This is a genomic window from Bacillus nitroreducens, from assembly GCF_964021195.1.
This window is the reverse complement of record NZ_CAXHYI020000003.1, coordinates 749,026-763,534: the sequence shown is the minus strand read 5'-3', so window position 1 is coordinate 763,534 and position 14,509 is coordinate 749,026. Positions and strand designations below refer to the sequence as shown.

27 protein-coding genes are annotated in these 14,509 nt (G+C 36.7%); 20 read left to right on the top strand and 7 right to left on the bottom strand.

Features of this window, described 5'->3' with window-relative positions:
• Nucleotides 1-22: 22 nt before the first annotated feature.
• Nucleotides 23-1,651, top strand: coding sequence for a chaperonin GroEL (gene groL / locus ACWPVE_RS07490; RefSeq protein ID WP_453992185.1), 1,629 nt, complete (start codon nt 23-25; stop codon nt 1,649-1,651).
• Nucleotides 1,652-1,743: 92 nt separating this feature from the next.
• On the opposite strand, the gene ACWPVE_RS07485 is transcribed toward groL, so the two are convergent.
• The 4 genes from ACWPVE_RS07485 to ACWPVE_RS07470 all read right to left on the bottom strand — a co-directional run bounded on the left by ACWPVE_RS07485 (nt 1,744) and on the right by ACWPVE_RS07470 (nt 4,769).
• Complete coding sequence (locus ACWPVE_RS07485) at nt 1,744-2,937, bottom strand: tyrosine-type recombinase/integrase (RefSeq protein ID WP_453992183.1); 1,194 nt, start codon at nt 2,935-2,937, stop codon at nt 1,744-1,746.
• Between the two features lie 69 nt (nt 2,938-3,006).
• Complete coding sequence (locus tag ACWPVE_RS07480; RefSeq protein WP_453992181.1) at nt 3,007-3,777, bottom strand: SHOCT domain-containing protein; 771 nt, start codon at nt 3,775-3,777, stop codon at nt 3,007-3,009.
• Between the two features lie 87 nt (nt 3,778-3,864).
• The gene (locus tag ACWPVE_RS07475) at nt 3,865-4,305 is read right to left on the bottom strand and encodes an ImmA/IrrE family metallo-endopeptidase (RefSeq protein WP_453992179.1); all 441 of its coding nucleotides are present in this window, start codon (nt 4,303-4,305) and stop codon (nt 3,865-3,867) included.
• 17 nt (nt 4,306-4,322) lie between these two features.
• Entirely contained in the window at nt 4,323-4,769 is a 447-nt protein-coding gene (locus ACWPVE_RS07470) for a helix-turn-helix domain-containing protein (protein ID WP_453992177.1), read from the bottom strand.
• 162 nt (nt 4,770-4,931) lie between these two features.
• Between ACWPVE_RS07470 and ACWPVE_RS07465 the strand changes: the two genes are divergently transcribed.
• Complete coding sequence (locus ACWPVE_RS07465) at nt 4,932-5,162, top strand: helix-turn-helix transcriptional regulator (protein WP_453992175.1); 231 nt, start codon at nt 4,932-4,934, stop codon at nt 5,160-5,162.
• Between the two features lie 130 nt (nt 5,163-5,292).
• On the opposite strand, the gene ACWPVE_RS07460 is transcribed toward ACWPVE_RS07465, so the two are convergent.
• A complete protein-coding gene (locus tag ACWPVE_RS07460; protein ID WP_453992173.1) occupies nt 5,293-5,556 on the bottom strand; it encodes a hypothetical protein in 264 nt (87 codons plus the stop codon).
• Nucleotides 5,557-5,778: 222 nt separating this feature from the next.
• On the opposite strand from ACWPVE_RS07460, the gene ACWPVE_RS07455 reads away from it, so the two are divergent.
• The 17 genes from ACWPVE_RS07455 (at nt 5,779) to ACWPVE_RS07375 (ending at nt 12,971) form a co-directional block, all read left to right on the top strand.
• Nucleotides 5,779-6,090, top strand: coding sequence for a hypothetical protein (locus ACWPVE_RS07455; protein WP_453992171.1), 312 nt, complete (start codon nt 5,779-5,781; stop codon nt 6,088-6,090).
• A 78-nt stretch (nt 6,091-6,168) separates the two neighbouring features.
• Nucleotides 6,169-6,432: a helix-turn-helix domain-containing protein gene (locus ACWPVE_RS07450; RefSeq protein WP_453992169.1), complete on the top strand. Its 264-nt coding sequence runs from the start codon at nt 6,169-6,171 to the stop codon at nt 6,430-6,432.
• The gene (locus tag ACWPVE_RS07445) at nt 6,432-6,560 is read left to right on the top strand and encodes a hypothetical protein (protein WP_453992167.1); all 129 of its coding nucleotides are present in this window, start codon (nt 6,432-6,434) and stop codon (nt 6,558-6,560) included. Before ACWPVE_RS07450 ends, ACWPVE_RS07445 begins: the two co-directional genes overlap by 1 nt.
• A gap of 219 nt (nt 6,561-6,779) precedes the next feature.
• Complete coding sequence (locus ACWPVE_RS07440; RefSeq protein WP_453992165.1) at nt 6,780-6,998, top strand: YqaI family protein; 219 nt, start codon at nt 6,780-6,782, stop codon at nt 6,996-6,998.
• A gap of 106 nt (nt 6,999-7,104) precedes the next feature.
• Nucleotides 7,105-8,061, top strand: a complete 957-nt coding sequence (locus tag ACWPVE_RS07435) for a YqaJ viral recombinase family nuclease (RefSeq protein WP_453992163.1) — start codon at nt 7,105-7,107, stop codon at nt 8,059-8,061.
• 1 nt (nt 8,062) lies between these two features.
• A complete protein-coding gene (recT, locus tag ACWPVE_RS07430) occupies nt 8,063-8,926 on the top strand; it encodes a recombination protein RecT (RefSeq protein WP_453992161.1) in 864 nt (287 codons plus the stop codon).
• Nucleotides 8,927-9,098: 172 nt separating this feature from the next.
• The gene (locus tag ACWPVE_RS07425; protein WP_453992159.1) at nt 9,099-10,028 is read left to right on the top strand and encodes a hypothetical protein; all 930 of its coding nucleotides are present in this window, start codon (nt 9,099-9,101) and stop codon (nt 10,026-10,028) included.
• Entirely contained in the window at nt 9,937-10,689 is a 753-nt protein-coding gene (locus tag ACWPVE_RS07420) for an ATP-binding protein (RefSeq protein WP_453997398.1), read from the top strand. The genes ACWPVE_RS07425 and ACWPVE_RS07420 overlap by 92 nt, the downstream gene beginning before the upstream one ends.
• Before the next feature lies 1 nt (nt 10,690).
• On the top strand, nt 10,691-10,984 hold the full coding sequence (locus tag ACWPVE_RS07415; protein WP_453992157.1) for an IDEAL domain-containing protein: 294 nt from the start codon (nt 10,691-10,693) through the stop codon (nt 10,982-10,984).
• Between the two features lie 11 nt (nt 10,985-10,995).
• On the top strand, nt 10,996-11,190 hold the full coding sequence (locus tag ACWPVE_RS07410) for a Fur-regulated basic protein FbpA (protein WP_453992155.1): 195 nt from the start codon (nt 10,996-10,998) through the stop codon (nt 11,188-11,190).
• On the top strand, nt 11,187-11,420 hold the full coding sequence (locus tag ACWPVE_RS07405) for a hypothetical protein (RefSeq protein WP_453992153.1): 234 nt from the start codon (nt 11,187-11,189) through the stop codon (nt 11,418-11,420). The genes ACWPVE_RS07410 and ACWPVE_RS07405 overlap by 4 nt, the downstream gene beginning before the upstream one ends.
• A complete protein-coding gene (locus ACWPVE_RS07400; RefSeq protein WP_453992151.1) occupies nt 11,420-11,599 on the top strand; it encodes a hypothetical protein in 180 nt (59 codons plus the stop codon). The genes ACWPVE_RS07405 and ACWPVE_RS07400 overlap by 1 nt, the downstream gene beginning before the upstream one ends.
• Before the next feature lie 24 nt (nt 11,600-11,623).
• Complete coding sequence (locus ACWPVE_RS07395; RefSeq protein ID WP_453992150.1) at nt 11,624-11,785, top strand: hypothetical protein; 162 nt, start codon at nt 11,624-11,626, stop codon at nt 11,783-11,785.
• A gap of 151 nt (nt 11,786-11,936) precedes the next feature.
• A complete protein-coding gene (locus tag ACWPVE_RS07390; RefSeq protein WP_453992147.1) occupies nt 11,937-12,098 on the top strand; it encodes a DUF6011 domain-containing protein in 162 nt (53 codons plus the stop codon).
• 38 nt (nt 12,099-12,136) lie between these two features.
• Nucleotides 12,137-12,502: a RusA family crossover junction endodeoxyribonuclease gene (locus ACWPVE_RS07385; protein ID WP_453992145.1), complete on the top strand. Its 366-nt coding sequence runs from the start codon at nt 12,137-12,139 to the stop codon at nt 12,500-12,502.
• A 150-nt stretch (nt 12,503-12,652) separates the two neighbouring features.
• Complete coding sequence (locus ACWPVE_RS07380) at nt 12,653-12,793, top strand: hypothetical protein (protein ID WP_453992143.1); 141 nt, start codon at nt 12,653-12,655, stop codon at nt 12,791-12,793.
• Nucleotides 12,774-12,971, top strand: coding sequence for a hypothetical protein (locus ACWPVE_RS07375; protein ID WP_453992141.1), 198 nt, complete (start codon nt 12,774-12,776; stop codon nt 12,969-12,971). Before ACWPVE_RS07380 ends, ACWPVE_RS07375 begins: the two co-directional genes overlap by 20 nt.
• A 62-nt stretch (nt 12,972-13,033) precedes the next feature.
• Here the strand turns inward: ACWPVE_RS07375 and ACWPVE_RS07370 are convergent, their stop codons facing one another.
• Together ACWPVE_RS07370 and ACWPVE_RS07365 are read right to left on the bottom strand one after the other, a co-directional pair.
• Entirely contained in the window at nt 13,034-13,417 is a 384-nt protein-coding gene (locus ACWPVE_RS07370) for a VOC family protein (RefSeq protein ID WP_453992139.1), read from the bottom strand.
• Between the two features lie 155 nt (nt 13,418-13,572).
• Entirely contained in the window at nt 13,573-13,953 is a 381-nt protein-coding gene (locus tag ACWPVE_RS07365) for a DUF4183 domain-containing protein (protein WP_453992137.1), read from the bottom strand.
• A 153-nt stretch (nt 13,954-14,106) separates the two neighbouring features.
• On the opposite strand from ACWPVE_RS07365, the gene ACWPVE_RS07360 reads away from it, so the two are divergent.
• Nucleotides 14,107-14,454 (top strand): DUF4183 domain-containing protein, encoded by a 348-nt coding sequence (locus ACWPVE_RS07360; RefSeq protein WP_453992135.1) that lies wholly within the window; start codon nt 14,107-14,109, stop codon nt 14,452-14,454.
• The last annotated feature ends 55 nt before the right edge of the window (nt 14,455-14,509 follow it).

The following is a 14,509-nucleotide window of genomic DNA, read 5'->3' as shown; positions in this document are numbered from 1 at the left end:
TCTTTTGAGGAGGGCTTAAGAAATGGCAAAAGATATTAAATTTAGTGAAGACGCTCGTCGCGCAATGCTTCGTGGTGTTGATGCATTAGCAAACGCTGTTAAAGTTACTTTAGGACCAAAAGGACGTAACGTGGTTCTTGAGAAAAAATTTGGTTCACCACTTATCACAAATGATGGTGTAACAATTGCAAAAGAAATCGAATTAGAAGATGCATTCGAAAACATGGGTGCAAAACTAGTAGCTGAAGTTGCTAGCAAAACAAACGATGTTGCTGGTGATGGTACTACTACTGCAACTGTTCTAGCTCAAGCGATGATTCGTGAAGGCTTAAAGAACGTTACTGCTGGTGCGAACCCAATGGTTGTTCGTCGTGGAATTGAAAAAGCAGTTGCTGTAGCGGTTGAAGAGTTAAAAGCAATCTCTCAACAAATCGAAGGCAAAGATTCTATTGCACAAGTTGCTGCTATTTCTTCAGATGACAAAGAAGTTGGCCAATTAATCGCTGAAGCTATGGAGCGTGTTGGTAACGACGGTGTTATCACAATTGAAGAATCTAAAGGTTTCTCTACTGAACTAGAAGTAGTAGAAGGTATGCAATTTGACCGTGGATATGCATCTCCGTACATGGTAACTGATTCTGACAAAATGGAAGCAGTACTAGAAAATCCATATGTTTTAATCACAGACAAAAAGATTTCTAGCATTCAAGAAATCCTACCAGTATTAGAGCAAGTTGTTCAACAAGGTAAGCCATTATTACTAATCGCTGAAGATGTTGAAGGTGAAGCTCTTGCAACTCTAGTAGTGAACAAACTACGTGGTACATTCAATGCAGTAGCTGTTAAAGCTCCTGGATTTGGTGACCGTCGTAAAGCAATGCTAGAAGATATTGCAATCTTAACTGGTGGTCAAGTAATCACTGAAGATTTAGGTCTAGACCTAAAATCTACTGAGATTACTCAATTAGGTCGCGCTTCTAAGATTGTTGTAACAAAAGAAAACACAACAATCGTTGAAGGTGCTGGTTCATCTGATCAAATCGCATCTCGCGTAAACAATATACGTGCTCAAATCGAAGAAACTACTTCTGAATTTGACAAAGAAAAATTACAAGAGCGCCTAGCTAAATTAGCAGGTGGAGTTGCAGTAATCAAAGTTGGTGCTGCTACTGAAACTGAATTAAAAGAACGTAAACTACGTATTGAAGATGCTCTTAACGCAACTCGTGCAGCAGTTGAAGAAGGTATCGTTTCAGGTGGTGGTACAGCACTTGTGAACGTATATAACAAAGTAGCTGCTCTTGAGTTAACTGGTGATGAAGCAACTGGTGTGAACATCGTTCTTCGTGCATTAGAAGAGCCAGTACGTCAAATCTCTCACAACGCTGGTCTTGAAGGATCTGTAGTTGTTGAGCGCTTGAAGAAAGAAGAACTTGGCATTGGATTCAACGCAGCAACTGGCGAGTGGGTAAACATGATCGACGCTGGTATCGTTGACCCAACTAAAGTTACTCGTTCTGCACTTCAAAACGCAGCATCTGTATCAGCTATGTTCTTAACAACTGAAGCAGTAATTGCTGATCTACCAGAAAAAGACGCTCCTGCAATGCCTGACATGGGCGGTATGGGTGGAATGGGCGGCATGATGTAATAAATCTGCTGTAAATGTTGATTTATCAAGGGTTCAAGGCTTGTGATTTCAACCTAACCCTTGAAAAAATCACATTTCACTCACATTTATTGTTAAATTCCTAAATTGAGGATGTTTCCGAGGGTCTGATTGATCTTCTCAGAAGCATCCTCTTTCATTTTTTTCGTAACGTGAGTATAGATTCTCATTGTCGTTTTTACATCTTCATGGCCTACACGTTCCATTATAGTAGCAAGGTCAACTTTGGCAGCTGCTAACATACTGATGTGAGTGTGACGGAATATATGAGGGGTAGCATGTTTCTTAATATCTGTAAAACCTAACAACCTTTCCATTCGCACCAGGATATTCTTGGGTGCAAAAGGGTAGCCATTATCCCGACAAAATACAAAATTCCCATCATGGAAATCCTCATATTTCTTTCTTCCATCATTAAGAAGTTTCATTTGCTTCATTTTGTGTTGTTTAAGTAGATCCATTACATAATCAGGTACATCAAACGTACGTATAGACCCATCAGTTTTAGGAGGTGTAAGTTCGTATTCACGCATGTTATTTGTTTCATTTGAGAGTGTTTTGGTTACTCTTATTGTATTAGTCTTAAAGGTGATATCGGTCCATTTAAGAGCACACAACTCACCAGAACGCATACCTGAAAAAGCTAATAAGTAAAACCTTTCCCTGTCAAGGTATAGTCCATGTTTTTCAACTGCATCAAGGAACTTCGATATTTCATTTTCTTCTAAATATTCCTCTTCAATGTTTGTGTTTTCAATTTCTTCAACTGTTTTTCTCTTTTTAGGTATTACAGCATGTTCTGTAGGACTGGATTTAATAAGATGTTCTTTTACAGCATATCTAAAAATCATACCAGCTGTAGTATGTACACCTTCTATTGTGGTCCTTGCGTAATCTTGTTTGGATAAATCGATGAGGATATTCTGGTACCTTTTGCTCGAAATCTTATCAATATTTACCTTAGCAATATAACGATTAAGTATTTTAATTTCCTTTTCCCTTATACGAACCGTGCTTCGCTTCACACCAGTTAATTTATATACTTCAAGCCATTCTAAAGCAAATTTATTAAACGGCAAGTTTTTGACCCTTTTCTCGTCTATGTCATGTTCCTCTAGTTTTCGTAACGCTTCTCTAACTCTTTGTTCAGCCTCCTTTTTGGTCTTACCTCTACGTGATATTTGATTTCGTTTGCCAGTGACTGGATCACGAGGACCATCAGCTACACATACCCATTTTTTCCCCTTAACTAATTCCTTGCAATACACTTTAATCACCTCATTTTAGAGAATGTATGTTCGTTTTATGTTTAAAAGAAAAGCCCAATATGGGCGATATTAAAGACCTAAAATTTCTTTTTTCTTATGTTCAAATTCCTCTTGTGTAATAATTCCTTCGTCCAGCAATTCTTTAAACCTTCTTATTTCATCAGCACTTGAAGTGGAAGTATTGTTATTTTCTACATTGTTCTTTTGATCGTCACAAATCAATTGAAAAGTAGATAAACATTCATGCGCAAGCTTAAAAACAGATTTATAAATCCATCCATCCTTTTTAGTTTTAGAATTTAAAAACGGTATGTACACAACAGGATTATTCATGTCTCTTACAGTTACCTTAATTTTTAAACTAGTACAAATTCCCTTAGTTTTCTTCTTACCCGTGACTCCACCTACTATAGCCCCTGCACCACCGAATAGCGCGCCACCAACTAACGCTCTACCCAGTCCACCACTTGCGATTGATTCATCATCTTCTAAAAGTTCAAAGTCGATAATATCACTATAGTTATAGACGATGGACTTATCCCTCTTACCAAGTACTGGTGACAAAACGAGCCATTTTTTCTGGTTATCATCAAATTCAACAAGTGATCCAATTTTTTTTGTAGGAGTAAAAACACCTAATTCCTTTTGGTTTTCTATTGTTGCTTGAATAGCAGCATGAACATTGTCAACAGTTAGTGTTCTAGTATCCGTTGTTAATGTAAAGCCAGCTTCTTTGAAGCATTTAGGACAAATCCACTTTTTATCAGCGATTCTAGTTCGATTTAATCCTATTTCTTTTTCGCATACTGCACATGTAGCTTTTAGATCAAAGAATCCCATATAACCACCTCTTTGATAAATTTGTATATAATGGGTTCTACACCCAGTAAAAGTTATAGTTGTATGGTCTTGTGAAATAGTACCTAGTTAAAAGGTAAAACTTTTTAGGTGCGCCAGTTGTCCAGGTACACCATAAATTTCACTAATTTCAATGATTGATAGACTTGTATCTTTATATTCATGTAGGTAATCATCTTGCATTAACAACTCTACAGCGAAAGTATTCGCCTCAACTTCTAACTTATTTATAGAAAAAAGGGTTTTCTCTCTCAGGAACGGGGTGTTAGCTCTTGGGTGTAATATAGCGTGTCCTAATTCGTGGGAACAAACAAATCTTTGTGAGGTATCATCTAAGTTGCTGTTAATAAAAATATATTTATTTCTTTTATCGTATTTATAAAAACCTTTTATTTCATCATGTAAATCCCATAAGACAACATTGATATTTTTGTTTGATGCAATTTCGAATGGATCGGTTGTCTTATGTTTTTTTACTATTCTACTTACTTCATTTTTTATCCAACTCAAGTAATCGCCCCGCATCCCTAGTTGTCTTTGTTTTCTCTATATTTCTTAGGAATGTATTTTTTATTAATCCTTTGAGTTTGACGGAAAGCGTATTCCATAGCTTCTAACAAAGATTCTTTTGCTTCATCACTCATAGGTTCTCCAGAGAAGAGTAAGCCGTCCTGTTTAGATAGATCTTTACGGAATTCTTCTAGCCGTTTTGCTATGTCTTTTTCGTCTTTGTCTGATAAAGAACTGGATGATATATGATTATCTGTCTGTTTCCCATTAATCAAGTAATCGATAGTAACACCATATAAATCAGCTATCCTTGACAGCATATCTTTATCAGGTGTCCTAAGTCCATATTCCCAATTTGCATAGGTAGAAACCGTTTTGATACCTAATCTTCTTGCGACTTCTGTTTTAGACCAACCTTTATTTTCTCTCAATTCCTCTAAAATTTTTGGCGTTTTATCATTCATTAGATACACCTTCATCTTTATATATTAAATAGATTCTATCACACTTACACAGATTAGCTAAAAAACTACACAAAAAGAATAAAATAATACTTGACTTACTCTATTTGTGTAAGTTATGATGGGTGCAAGAGTTACACAAAACGAGTAAAGAGAGGTGATATAGTGACTCTAAATAAGTTGCGTGATATACGATTATCACAAGGTAAATCTCAAACATTTATGGCGAAAAAACTTGGTTATAAATATGCAAGCGGATATGCAAATATCGAAATGGGAAGAACGAAACCAAGTTTAGAAAAAGCTATACAGATTTCTGAAATTTTAGGTGTCGATGTTAATGAACTTTTTTTTGATCAGAAGTTACACAAAAAGGGTAAAATAATCACTGCTTAAGGAGGTCCATCATGCACTTAAATAAGGCTCTTGAGATACCAAAAAAAATTATCGCTTTAGCTGAAAACGAAGGGTGGAGCGAAGAAGAGCTCGCCAAAGCTGTTAATCTTCTTCACTCTCAATTAAACAATCAGTCATCGTTTATCTCTTCAGACCGATTAGTCGAGATGATATACCCTTCTGAACGAAGTTTGTTAAGAACGTCAAAAAGTAAAAGTTCAGTGTACAACCGTGATTCATTAACTAAGAATGCTGACATTTGATGAAGTTCAACTTTTCCATCAGCATTTGAATATTGACTCAGTCTTTCTTCAAACTCTTCACGAGAGAAATCCTTCTCTCTAAGTTTTCTAATGACAGTTTCGAAGATATCAGCAAGTTGCTGTTGTTCCATGATTTACACCTCCTTCCAATCTCATATTTCGACAGGAAGTGAGGGAAAACCTGCAAGGAGGTCATCATGTCAACCATCAAGATTTACTTATTAACGCTGAAATGAAATCAGAAATTCTGATGATTGCTTTCAATCTAGAAGATGATGAACTCTAATGCAAAGAGGATGCGATTCAGGAATTACTAAAAGTTATTGATAAATACAATCTTTAGGAGGTGCGAAATGTTAACGCTCAATTTTGATGATGAAATGATTGATATACTCGCTGAAAAAATTGCTGGAAGAGCTTATGAAATGTTTAAAGATAAAATCGATTCATCCAGCAACCTTCCACACTTACTTACTAGAGCTGAAGCTATGAAAGTTCTAAGGTGTGGTGATACAAAGATGGCTGAACTAATGGCAAGGCCAGATTTTCCTGTAAATCGTGACATGGGTGTGAAAATTCCAACTCAACTTCTATTCAAATGGATTGAACAAAACACTCGATGGGTCGAAAACAACACTGATTACTTTAATAAGAAGGCGATCTAATGATTTCCTATCTTAATTTTAGAGAAAAAGCACTCTCAAAACTATTCCAATTAGGAATAAATGAGAGGGGGTGACGAAGTGGAGTTTGGGGGAGTATTTAGAGCTTTACGACAAAGAGCAGGATTAAGTCAGGAAGAAATGGCAGAGAAGTTGTTTGTGAATCAATCAGACGTTTCTAAATTCGAAAATGACCACAAAACACCTGATTTGCCAACCTTCCTACGAATTGCTCAAGTCACAAACGCACCAGAGGTAGTTGTAGCATTCTTATATGGAATGGATGGAATCACGATCTTACAAAGTTTATCAACGTTACTAACAGGATACATAGGAGGGTTCTAATGAACATTATATTTCTTTGGTTTCTAACTACTTTTGCAGCAGTGGGAGTGGGTTATATATTGGGTTCGAAAATAGAGGGAGAAAAAGTGAATGACGCAAAACTTTTGAATGAAATGAAAAAGCAGTAAGCTAAGCGGCTACTTAACTTACTGCCCGAGAATTACTAAGGAGTCTGAATTAATTTTATTGTAACACGCAAATGCATGTTCGGCAAGGCTTGGTTCTTGCCGTGATGATCGGGAATTAATAAAGCTTTAATCTCCACCTTATCCCCCCGTTCCTGATCATCACGGTGTGAATCACACCTATCACAATTACTTTAATTATATGTGAGAGGAGGACAAGTTATGCAAATCGAACATCCATTAATCACAAAAGTTGAACAAACTGGTTATCCGAACAAGGTAAAGCAACCTGAACACAACGGAATTGACTATTTCGGAGATGAAATTCTTCAAGGTGATGAAGTTGTCTTTGATCCAGAGAACGATGAAGTGATTTTAAAGTGCAACTTAGAGAAGTATCTGGAGAAAATGTTTGGCTTTGATTTTACACTTGCTCAATAAAAAAGACTCACATGGCGAGTGAGTCCCTTTAAAAATGTGCTTATTTAAATTAATTAATTTTTATTTTAAAGCAAACTTTCAATTTAATCAAACGGAGGTTAAATAAGTGGCGAAAAATATGAGCTCGATACCTACAGAGGAAATGGAAAGGTATGAATGGTTATGGCGGAGAAAGCAAGGAATCGGCGGTTCGGATGCAAGTGCAATCCTTGGATTCAATCCATGGAAATCCGCATTTCAACTATATATTGATAAAACAAGCGACACTGTTGACGAAATTGACAATGAAGCAATCCATTTCGGTAACGTCTTAGAGGATATTGTCGCAGAAGAGTTTACACGTCGAACTGGTAAAAAAGTACGCCGTCGAAACCAAACATTCAGGCATCCAGAACATAGCTTCATGCTCGCAAACATCGACAGGGATGTCGTTGGAGAAAAAGCATTACTTGAGTGTAAGACTACAAATGCCTTTAATGCAGATGCTTGGGAAGGAGAACATATACCACCTGCTTATATATGCCAGCTACAACATTACATGGCGGTGCTTAACTACGAAAAGGCGTATATAGCTGTGCTAATCGGTGGACAAAAATTTGTCTGGAAAGAAGTACAACGCGATGACGAATTCATTGAATTAATGATTGCTCAAGAAAAACAATTCTGGGAAGAGCATGTTCTTAAAGAAATTCCACCAGAGATTGACGGATCGCCCTCGGCTACAGAAATGCTAAACAAAATGTATCCAAAAGATAACGGCGAGACCATCATGCTGCAGACGGATGACGCTGAAATGTTAATAGAAGCAATTGAATCAATTAAGTCAGAAGTAAAAGAAAAGCAAACACTTCAAAAAGAGTATGAAAACAAACTTAAATTAATGATTGGTAAAGCTGAGACTGGAGTTACTCCGCGTTTTGAAGTGAAGCACAAGGCTTATGAACGTAATTCGATTGATACGAAAGCACTAAAAAAAGAACTTCCAGATATAGCAGAGAAATACACAAAACAATCAATATACAGAAGACTAACTATCAAACAAATTGAACAGGAGGCTATCTAATATGGCTACAGTAGACCAAATGAAAAACCAAATGGCGTCTAAGCAAAATAAAGGCGGTGCACCTGCTTCTAATAAGCCAAAAACAATAGAGGATTACCTAAAACAGATGGCTCCTGCGATGTCGGAGGCCTTGCCTAAACATATGGACGTAGATCGTTTAATGCGATTGACTATGACTACAATTCGGACAACTCCTGAACTAAGAAACGCAGATTTGGGTAGTTTGCTTGGTGGCGTGATGCAAGCAGCACAATTAGGGCTTGAACCAGGACTGTTAGGTCAGTGTTACTTATTGCCGTTTAGAAACAAGAAGAAGGGGATTACAGAAGTTCAATTTATCGTGGGTTATAAGGGGATGATTGACCTTGCAAGGCGATCAGGTCACATTCAATCCATTTATGCACATGCAGTTTATGAGAATGATGAGTTCGTATATAAATTAGGGTTAAATCCAACGTTAGAGCATACACCTTGTATGCAAGCTGACAAGGGCGAATACATTGGTTCTTATGCAGTAGCTCACTTTAAAGACGGTGGTTACCAAATGGAATTCATGCCGAAGGCTGAGATTGAAAAACGAAGACTTTCTAGCCCTGGTGGACGTTCACAATATAGTCCTTGGAATAATTACTATGAGGAAATGGCGAATAAAACAGTCATTCGACACATGTGGAAGTACCTTCCGATAAGTGTTGAGATACAACAACAAGTAGCATATGACGAAGGTACAGCGAGAAGTATAAAAGATATTACTCCAGATGATGATGTTTTCTTAGAAGCACCTGAAAGTGATTATATTGATCATGAAGGTGTAGAGGATGAAAATCCATCGGCATTAAATCAACAAGAAATTGAATTCGAATGATCGGAAGAGAAGCATCTCACAAAGTCCTCCTACCCAAATGGATTTGGGAGGAGGCAAACAATAAAGAACAATTGAAACGGCTTGTACTAGAGTATATGCAACGTTATCCGCATTATACCGTGAAATCAGTTAAAGATAGATTGGCAGTTTGTGAGAGGAAGTAGGTGATACGGTGCCCGAAAGCTATCCATTTAACACATATTCAGGCTTATTGACCCCAGAACATTATTCAAAGATCGGGAATGCAATTTGGTTGTTCTTATGGTGTATAAGCTCTACAACAACCGAAAAAGAAAAGGATGGAGTAGTGTGGGGCATTGTTAAAGGAAATAAACCTCACAAGCTTCATGAATTAGCAGAGATATTCGATGTTAATGAGAAAACGGTCAGGCGCTGGATAGATACGTTAGAAAAGAATGGTTATATAAAAATTACAAGAGCGCCCTATGGATTGATTTTTACCGTTAAAAATTCAAAAAGAGGCTATATAGAGAGAGTGGACAAAAATGTCCAATCTCAAATAAGAGAACGGACAAAAATGTCCAATCACTCAGAGAGAGTGGACAAAAATGTCCAGTCCAGAGTGGACAGAAGTGTCCAATCTAATAAAGATATTATAAAAGATCTTAATACTACTACTATTACTACTAAAGAAAATGACCCTGTGGATTTAGTAGCTGAACGATATATCGATTTACGAACAGCTCAAGAAGGTAAAGTAGTTTACCCAACTACAAAGGACTATGAAGCAATCGCCCAGATTATCGCCCGTGCGGTGCCGCCCGTACAAATAATCAAATTGCTTGAACAGTGCTTTGATGAATACAGTAAGCGGAATCCAAATGGCAGCATTAAAGCTTTTAGTTATTGCGAGAAATATATACTCGATCACTACGAAGCTATTAAAGCTAGGGATGAAGCGAAGAAAAACATTGCAAAAAGGAGGATTCCTGAAGATGGCAAGAACAATCGCAGAGGTACTGGCAGAGTTACAAAAAAAGACCCAGGAAATGCAGAATCAATCACTGGCGGGCAAGTCGGATGGATTGGAAGAAAAAAAGTACCTGTGTCCGAAGTGCAAGGATCAGACGGGATATATTGAAAAACATGATGGTGTAGACGTTTGGGTTAGATGTGGTTGTGTTGAGTGGAGAAAGGCCCAAAAGCTCATGAAGGCATCTGAAATCACAGATGAGTTTCGGAACATGGGATTTAAAAATTTTAATGTTGATGGTAAGCCTTCAGTTATTCGTGACATTAGAGACTGTGCCATGACCTACCTTAAGGAATTTGAGTCTATTCGTCATGAAAGAGCAAATAGCATTGCTTTGTTAGGTCAACCAGGCGTGGGGAAAACTCATTTGCTAACAGCAGTATCCAATAATCTAATTAACAAGTTCGGTGTACCAGTACTGTATTTTCCATACGTTGAGGGCTTCAATGATTTGAAGGATGACTTTAATAAACTTGAGGAAAAACTTGAACGAATGAAAAACGTTGAAGTTTTATACATCGATGACTTATTCAAGCCTGTTAAAGGCAATCCAAGGGCTACAGAATGGCAAGTTGAGCAAACGTATGCGGTGATTAATTATCGCTATTTAAATCACAAACCGATTTTAATCTCAAGCGAATTGACAGTTGATGAACTGGTTGATATCGACGAAGCTCTAGGAACTCGTATATACCAAATGTGTAGAGATTTTACAGTTGTTATCAAAGGTGATCGTAAGGAACTAAATCATAGATTGGTAGGTGTTTAAGATGTCAGATTTTAAGAATGGTGACTGGATTACTGTCAACACAATTATCGGGGAGAAAAAGGGGTTCATTGAAGACATGACCCCTTGGAATATTCTGTTCAGACCAGTAAAGGACGGCCAACTACAGGATGTCTTGTTTGTAACTAGAGAAAAGGCACGGTTAAGCGATTTAGAAATAACTCAAGAGGATATCGAGGGAATGATTGACCAGGCATTAGCAACTAATGACAAACAGTGGTTCGAGGAATTAACAGAGATGTTAACGACTATGAAATCATTCGAAGAATTGTTTTAGGGGGAATTCGGGTGGAGAATCAAGCGACAAAGCTATCACAAGCAGTGGAGAAAAGAAAAGAATTTTTAAAGGATGAATTAATGAAATACGGTTACTTTAAAATGCCAGAACCAGATAACAGACAATTGTATGAATTAACCTTATCAGAACTTGAAGACATTCATATTAGGGTTAAATGTCAATTCGGAAGGGAAATGAACCAATGACCGAGCAAATCACTGTTGTTAAAGATTGGGACAAGCTGTCACTAGTCAAAAGAGTTCAGGAACTTGAAAAGCGGGGTTATTCTTGCGTTGCTCCTATCGCTTCAATCAAGAAAACTACAAAGCTATTCAAGTACAGAAAAGCAGACTACCAAGCATATAAAAATGATTTTTTAGGCACTGAAGATCATGTTTTATACATTGTGAAAATGGTGAGGAAGGTGAGTGCTTGATGGTTAGTAAACAAGCAATGCGAGATTATTATTTGGACGAGTTAAACCGATTGGGTGTCACTGAAACGAAGGATGGAGTACCTATCAGCAAATGTGATATTGATGAACTGCACTATGAATTGGTTCTTGCATCGTTTCGTGAAGTGGATGTTGCCAAAGCGGAAAACGCTTGGTTTTGAAGTAAAAAGCGAAGGAGTGAAAATGTGAAAAAACGCTTAATCAAGAAGAAAGTAAAGCAAATGAATAATAAAGATTTGAATGAATGTGTAGCGTATGAAACCAATAGACATTGGCGTTTTTATGCAGAAAAAGAATTTGATAAAAGGATAGAAACTCACAACGAAAGTTATCAATCGAGAAATTAATTTGTGTCGCTATCCGAACAAAAAAGAGGAAAATCAGCGCTGGTGGGGAGTCCCACTAATCCAGATCTACTAATATTTCCTCATTGGCTAGTTTAATAGATTTTTATAGAAAAGTAAACATGAAAAAATACAAGGTTAGGAGGTTAGCGGAATGATCTGTCCAGTATGCAATCGTCAATTGAAAAATGAAAAGAGTATTGAACGTGGAATGGGTCCCGTTTGCGCTAAAAAACAAAAAGAACGTGAGAATGAACCACCAAAAGGTCAGCTGCAGTTCGTGGAAGAAACAGTATTGGTGTTGAGGGAAGTTTGAAAATAATAATTCCAGTGGTACCGATAGGGGCTGTTAGGATGACAGGGCGAGGGAAGTACATAAAACCTAACGCCCAACGGTATCTCACTTATAAAAAACTTATTCGGATGCATGTGTTAAGTCAGGTAAAACGAATGGAGCTCTTAACAGGTCCACTGGCAGTAACAGTTTGCTTTACAATGCCCATACCTCAGAGTTGGAGTAAGAAAAAGAAGCGTGAAGCTATTGGAGATTACCATTGTAAAAAGCCAGACATCGATAATTTATTGAAAGGTTGCTTCGATGCTTTAAACGGACTAATTTGGACTGATGATAATCAAGTAGCTGTAGTTAGGTCTTTCAAGCAATATGGCGAAACACCAATGATTGAAGTGTACGTGGAAGGGTTAAAAGAAAATGATTAATCAACTATGCAAAGAAGCCTATGAAACTGCTAAAAATAACTGCAAAAGGATAGGCGATTTACCCGCAAATTATTGCGTGGGTTGTGGCAAAGAGCTAGAAGAGAATTAGAACAAAGGATTTAAAAAGAAGGTTTCATAGGAGGCGATCACATGAAATTTGTGAGCTGCAGTAAATGCCATATGTTAATTCCAGCAAAGTACTCAGTCATGGTTGAGAAGAAAAGAGTTTGTAGTGAGTGCTTAAAGAAAAAGGATGAGAGAGGAGTACGTCATGAAAATTCCATGGCATAAACGGATATACGCTTTGTATCAAGGTGATCAGTTTATTTCAGAAGGAACGATTCATGAAATTAGTGCAGAGACAGGAAAATCAGTGTCATTCTTAAGATATATGACATACCCCGTTTACGATAAACGTTGTGGAGATAGTACGAGACGATTAAGGATGATTTCTCTGGATGATGAGTAAATGAAAGAAAATGCGAAATAAAAAAGCAAAGGTAAAAAATATTTTTACCCTTGCTAGAACATTTAGTCATTACAAATCATTAAAACGTTGCCATCTAGGTCTTTAAAATTAAAATAAGCAAAATCACCTATGCGCTCTATTTCTCTAACAATTTTTATCTCTTTATTTTTAATGAATTGGTATGCTTCATCAATATCTTTAACGTAGAAATTAAATAAAACGTGTTCTGAGGGATGCAATATAAAGCCAGGGTCAAAGCTGTGATCATCTAAAGAAAGTCCGGTTTCTGAGGTTACAGGGACATTGTAAACTGGAGAATTAACTTTGTCCATATTAATTGGTAACCCAAGTAAATCACTATACCATTCTGCAGATTTTTTTAAATCACTTACATGAATAAATACATTATTTACTTTACTTGCAATTGGAGAAACAGTTGAATTCATAATATTCCACCTTTCGATTTCTTTTTATATTAATAATTCAACGAATACTACCAATAACCTTTTAATAATTCTAACGTTTATGTCGTAGTTCGACCAAAGAGTAAATGAGTTATGGAAAAACCTCTGAATAAGAAATTTCAGAGGTCTTAGACGAATTACGTGTTAATAGTAGTATCGCTTGTAGGCGTGAAGTTTGTAATAACTAATACAACTGGAGAATTTTCTTCAATAGTTGAACCGGCAGGAACTGTAATAACCAATTGTCCTACGCCTGTACCACCAGGAGTATAGGCTAATAAGTCATCCATCTGTAGTACACCATTAACATAAACGTTAATGTAACTATTATCAGCTGCTAAATCTGGAAGTGTAGTAGCATCTGCTCCAGTGTCAGTCCAAAATTCTTCAACAGGAATGGTTAAGGTACCAGCTCCTGTTACTTGGGTAGAAGCTTCATTAAAAAACCTTTCAACAGTTGGAAAAGTGTCAACAGTTGAATCTGCAGTAATAGCTAGTTTCATTATTTTAAGTGGCATGATAAAACCTCCTTTCTAAGTTTCTAATATGCTATGCCTTAAATAATTTATTGACTAAACTTAAGTTTAGAAAATAAAAGACCAAGCACATTATAAGAACGAATTTATATAATGTTGATGGGCATATATGGGAATTTTAGGGGAGGATAATCAATGGTATGTAAAAATTACACTTCTATAAATAACACAAAGCCATTTCTTTCGATTCCGACTATACAACCAGTAGTAGTTCGCGTTTGTGTACCAAAAAAAGTGGGAGTATATGAGTATTACACAGTTTCAGACGGCCATTCAAGAATCTACAAGGAAGAAAACGGAATAATTGAATTAGGTAAACAAATAATTCTAGATTCTTCAAAAGTATCTTACATGAATCTTTTTATTAACGGGGTATTACAACCTAAGGAAAGCTATGAAGTACAGAGTGGAGTAATTAAGTTGAAAACAATAGACGTGCCACCAAAAGGAGCGCCAGTGATACTTCAAATGTTTAAATTTTAATGAATTACGCAGGGTATTTTATTTAATTAAAATAAGCACAAGTAGTTTTAAGAAG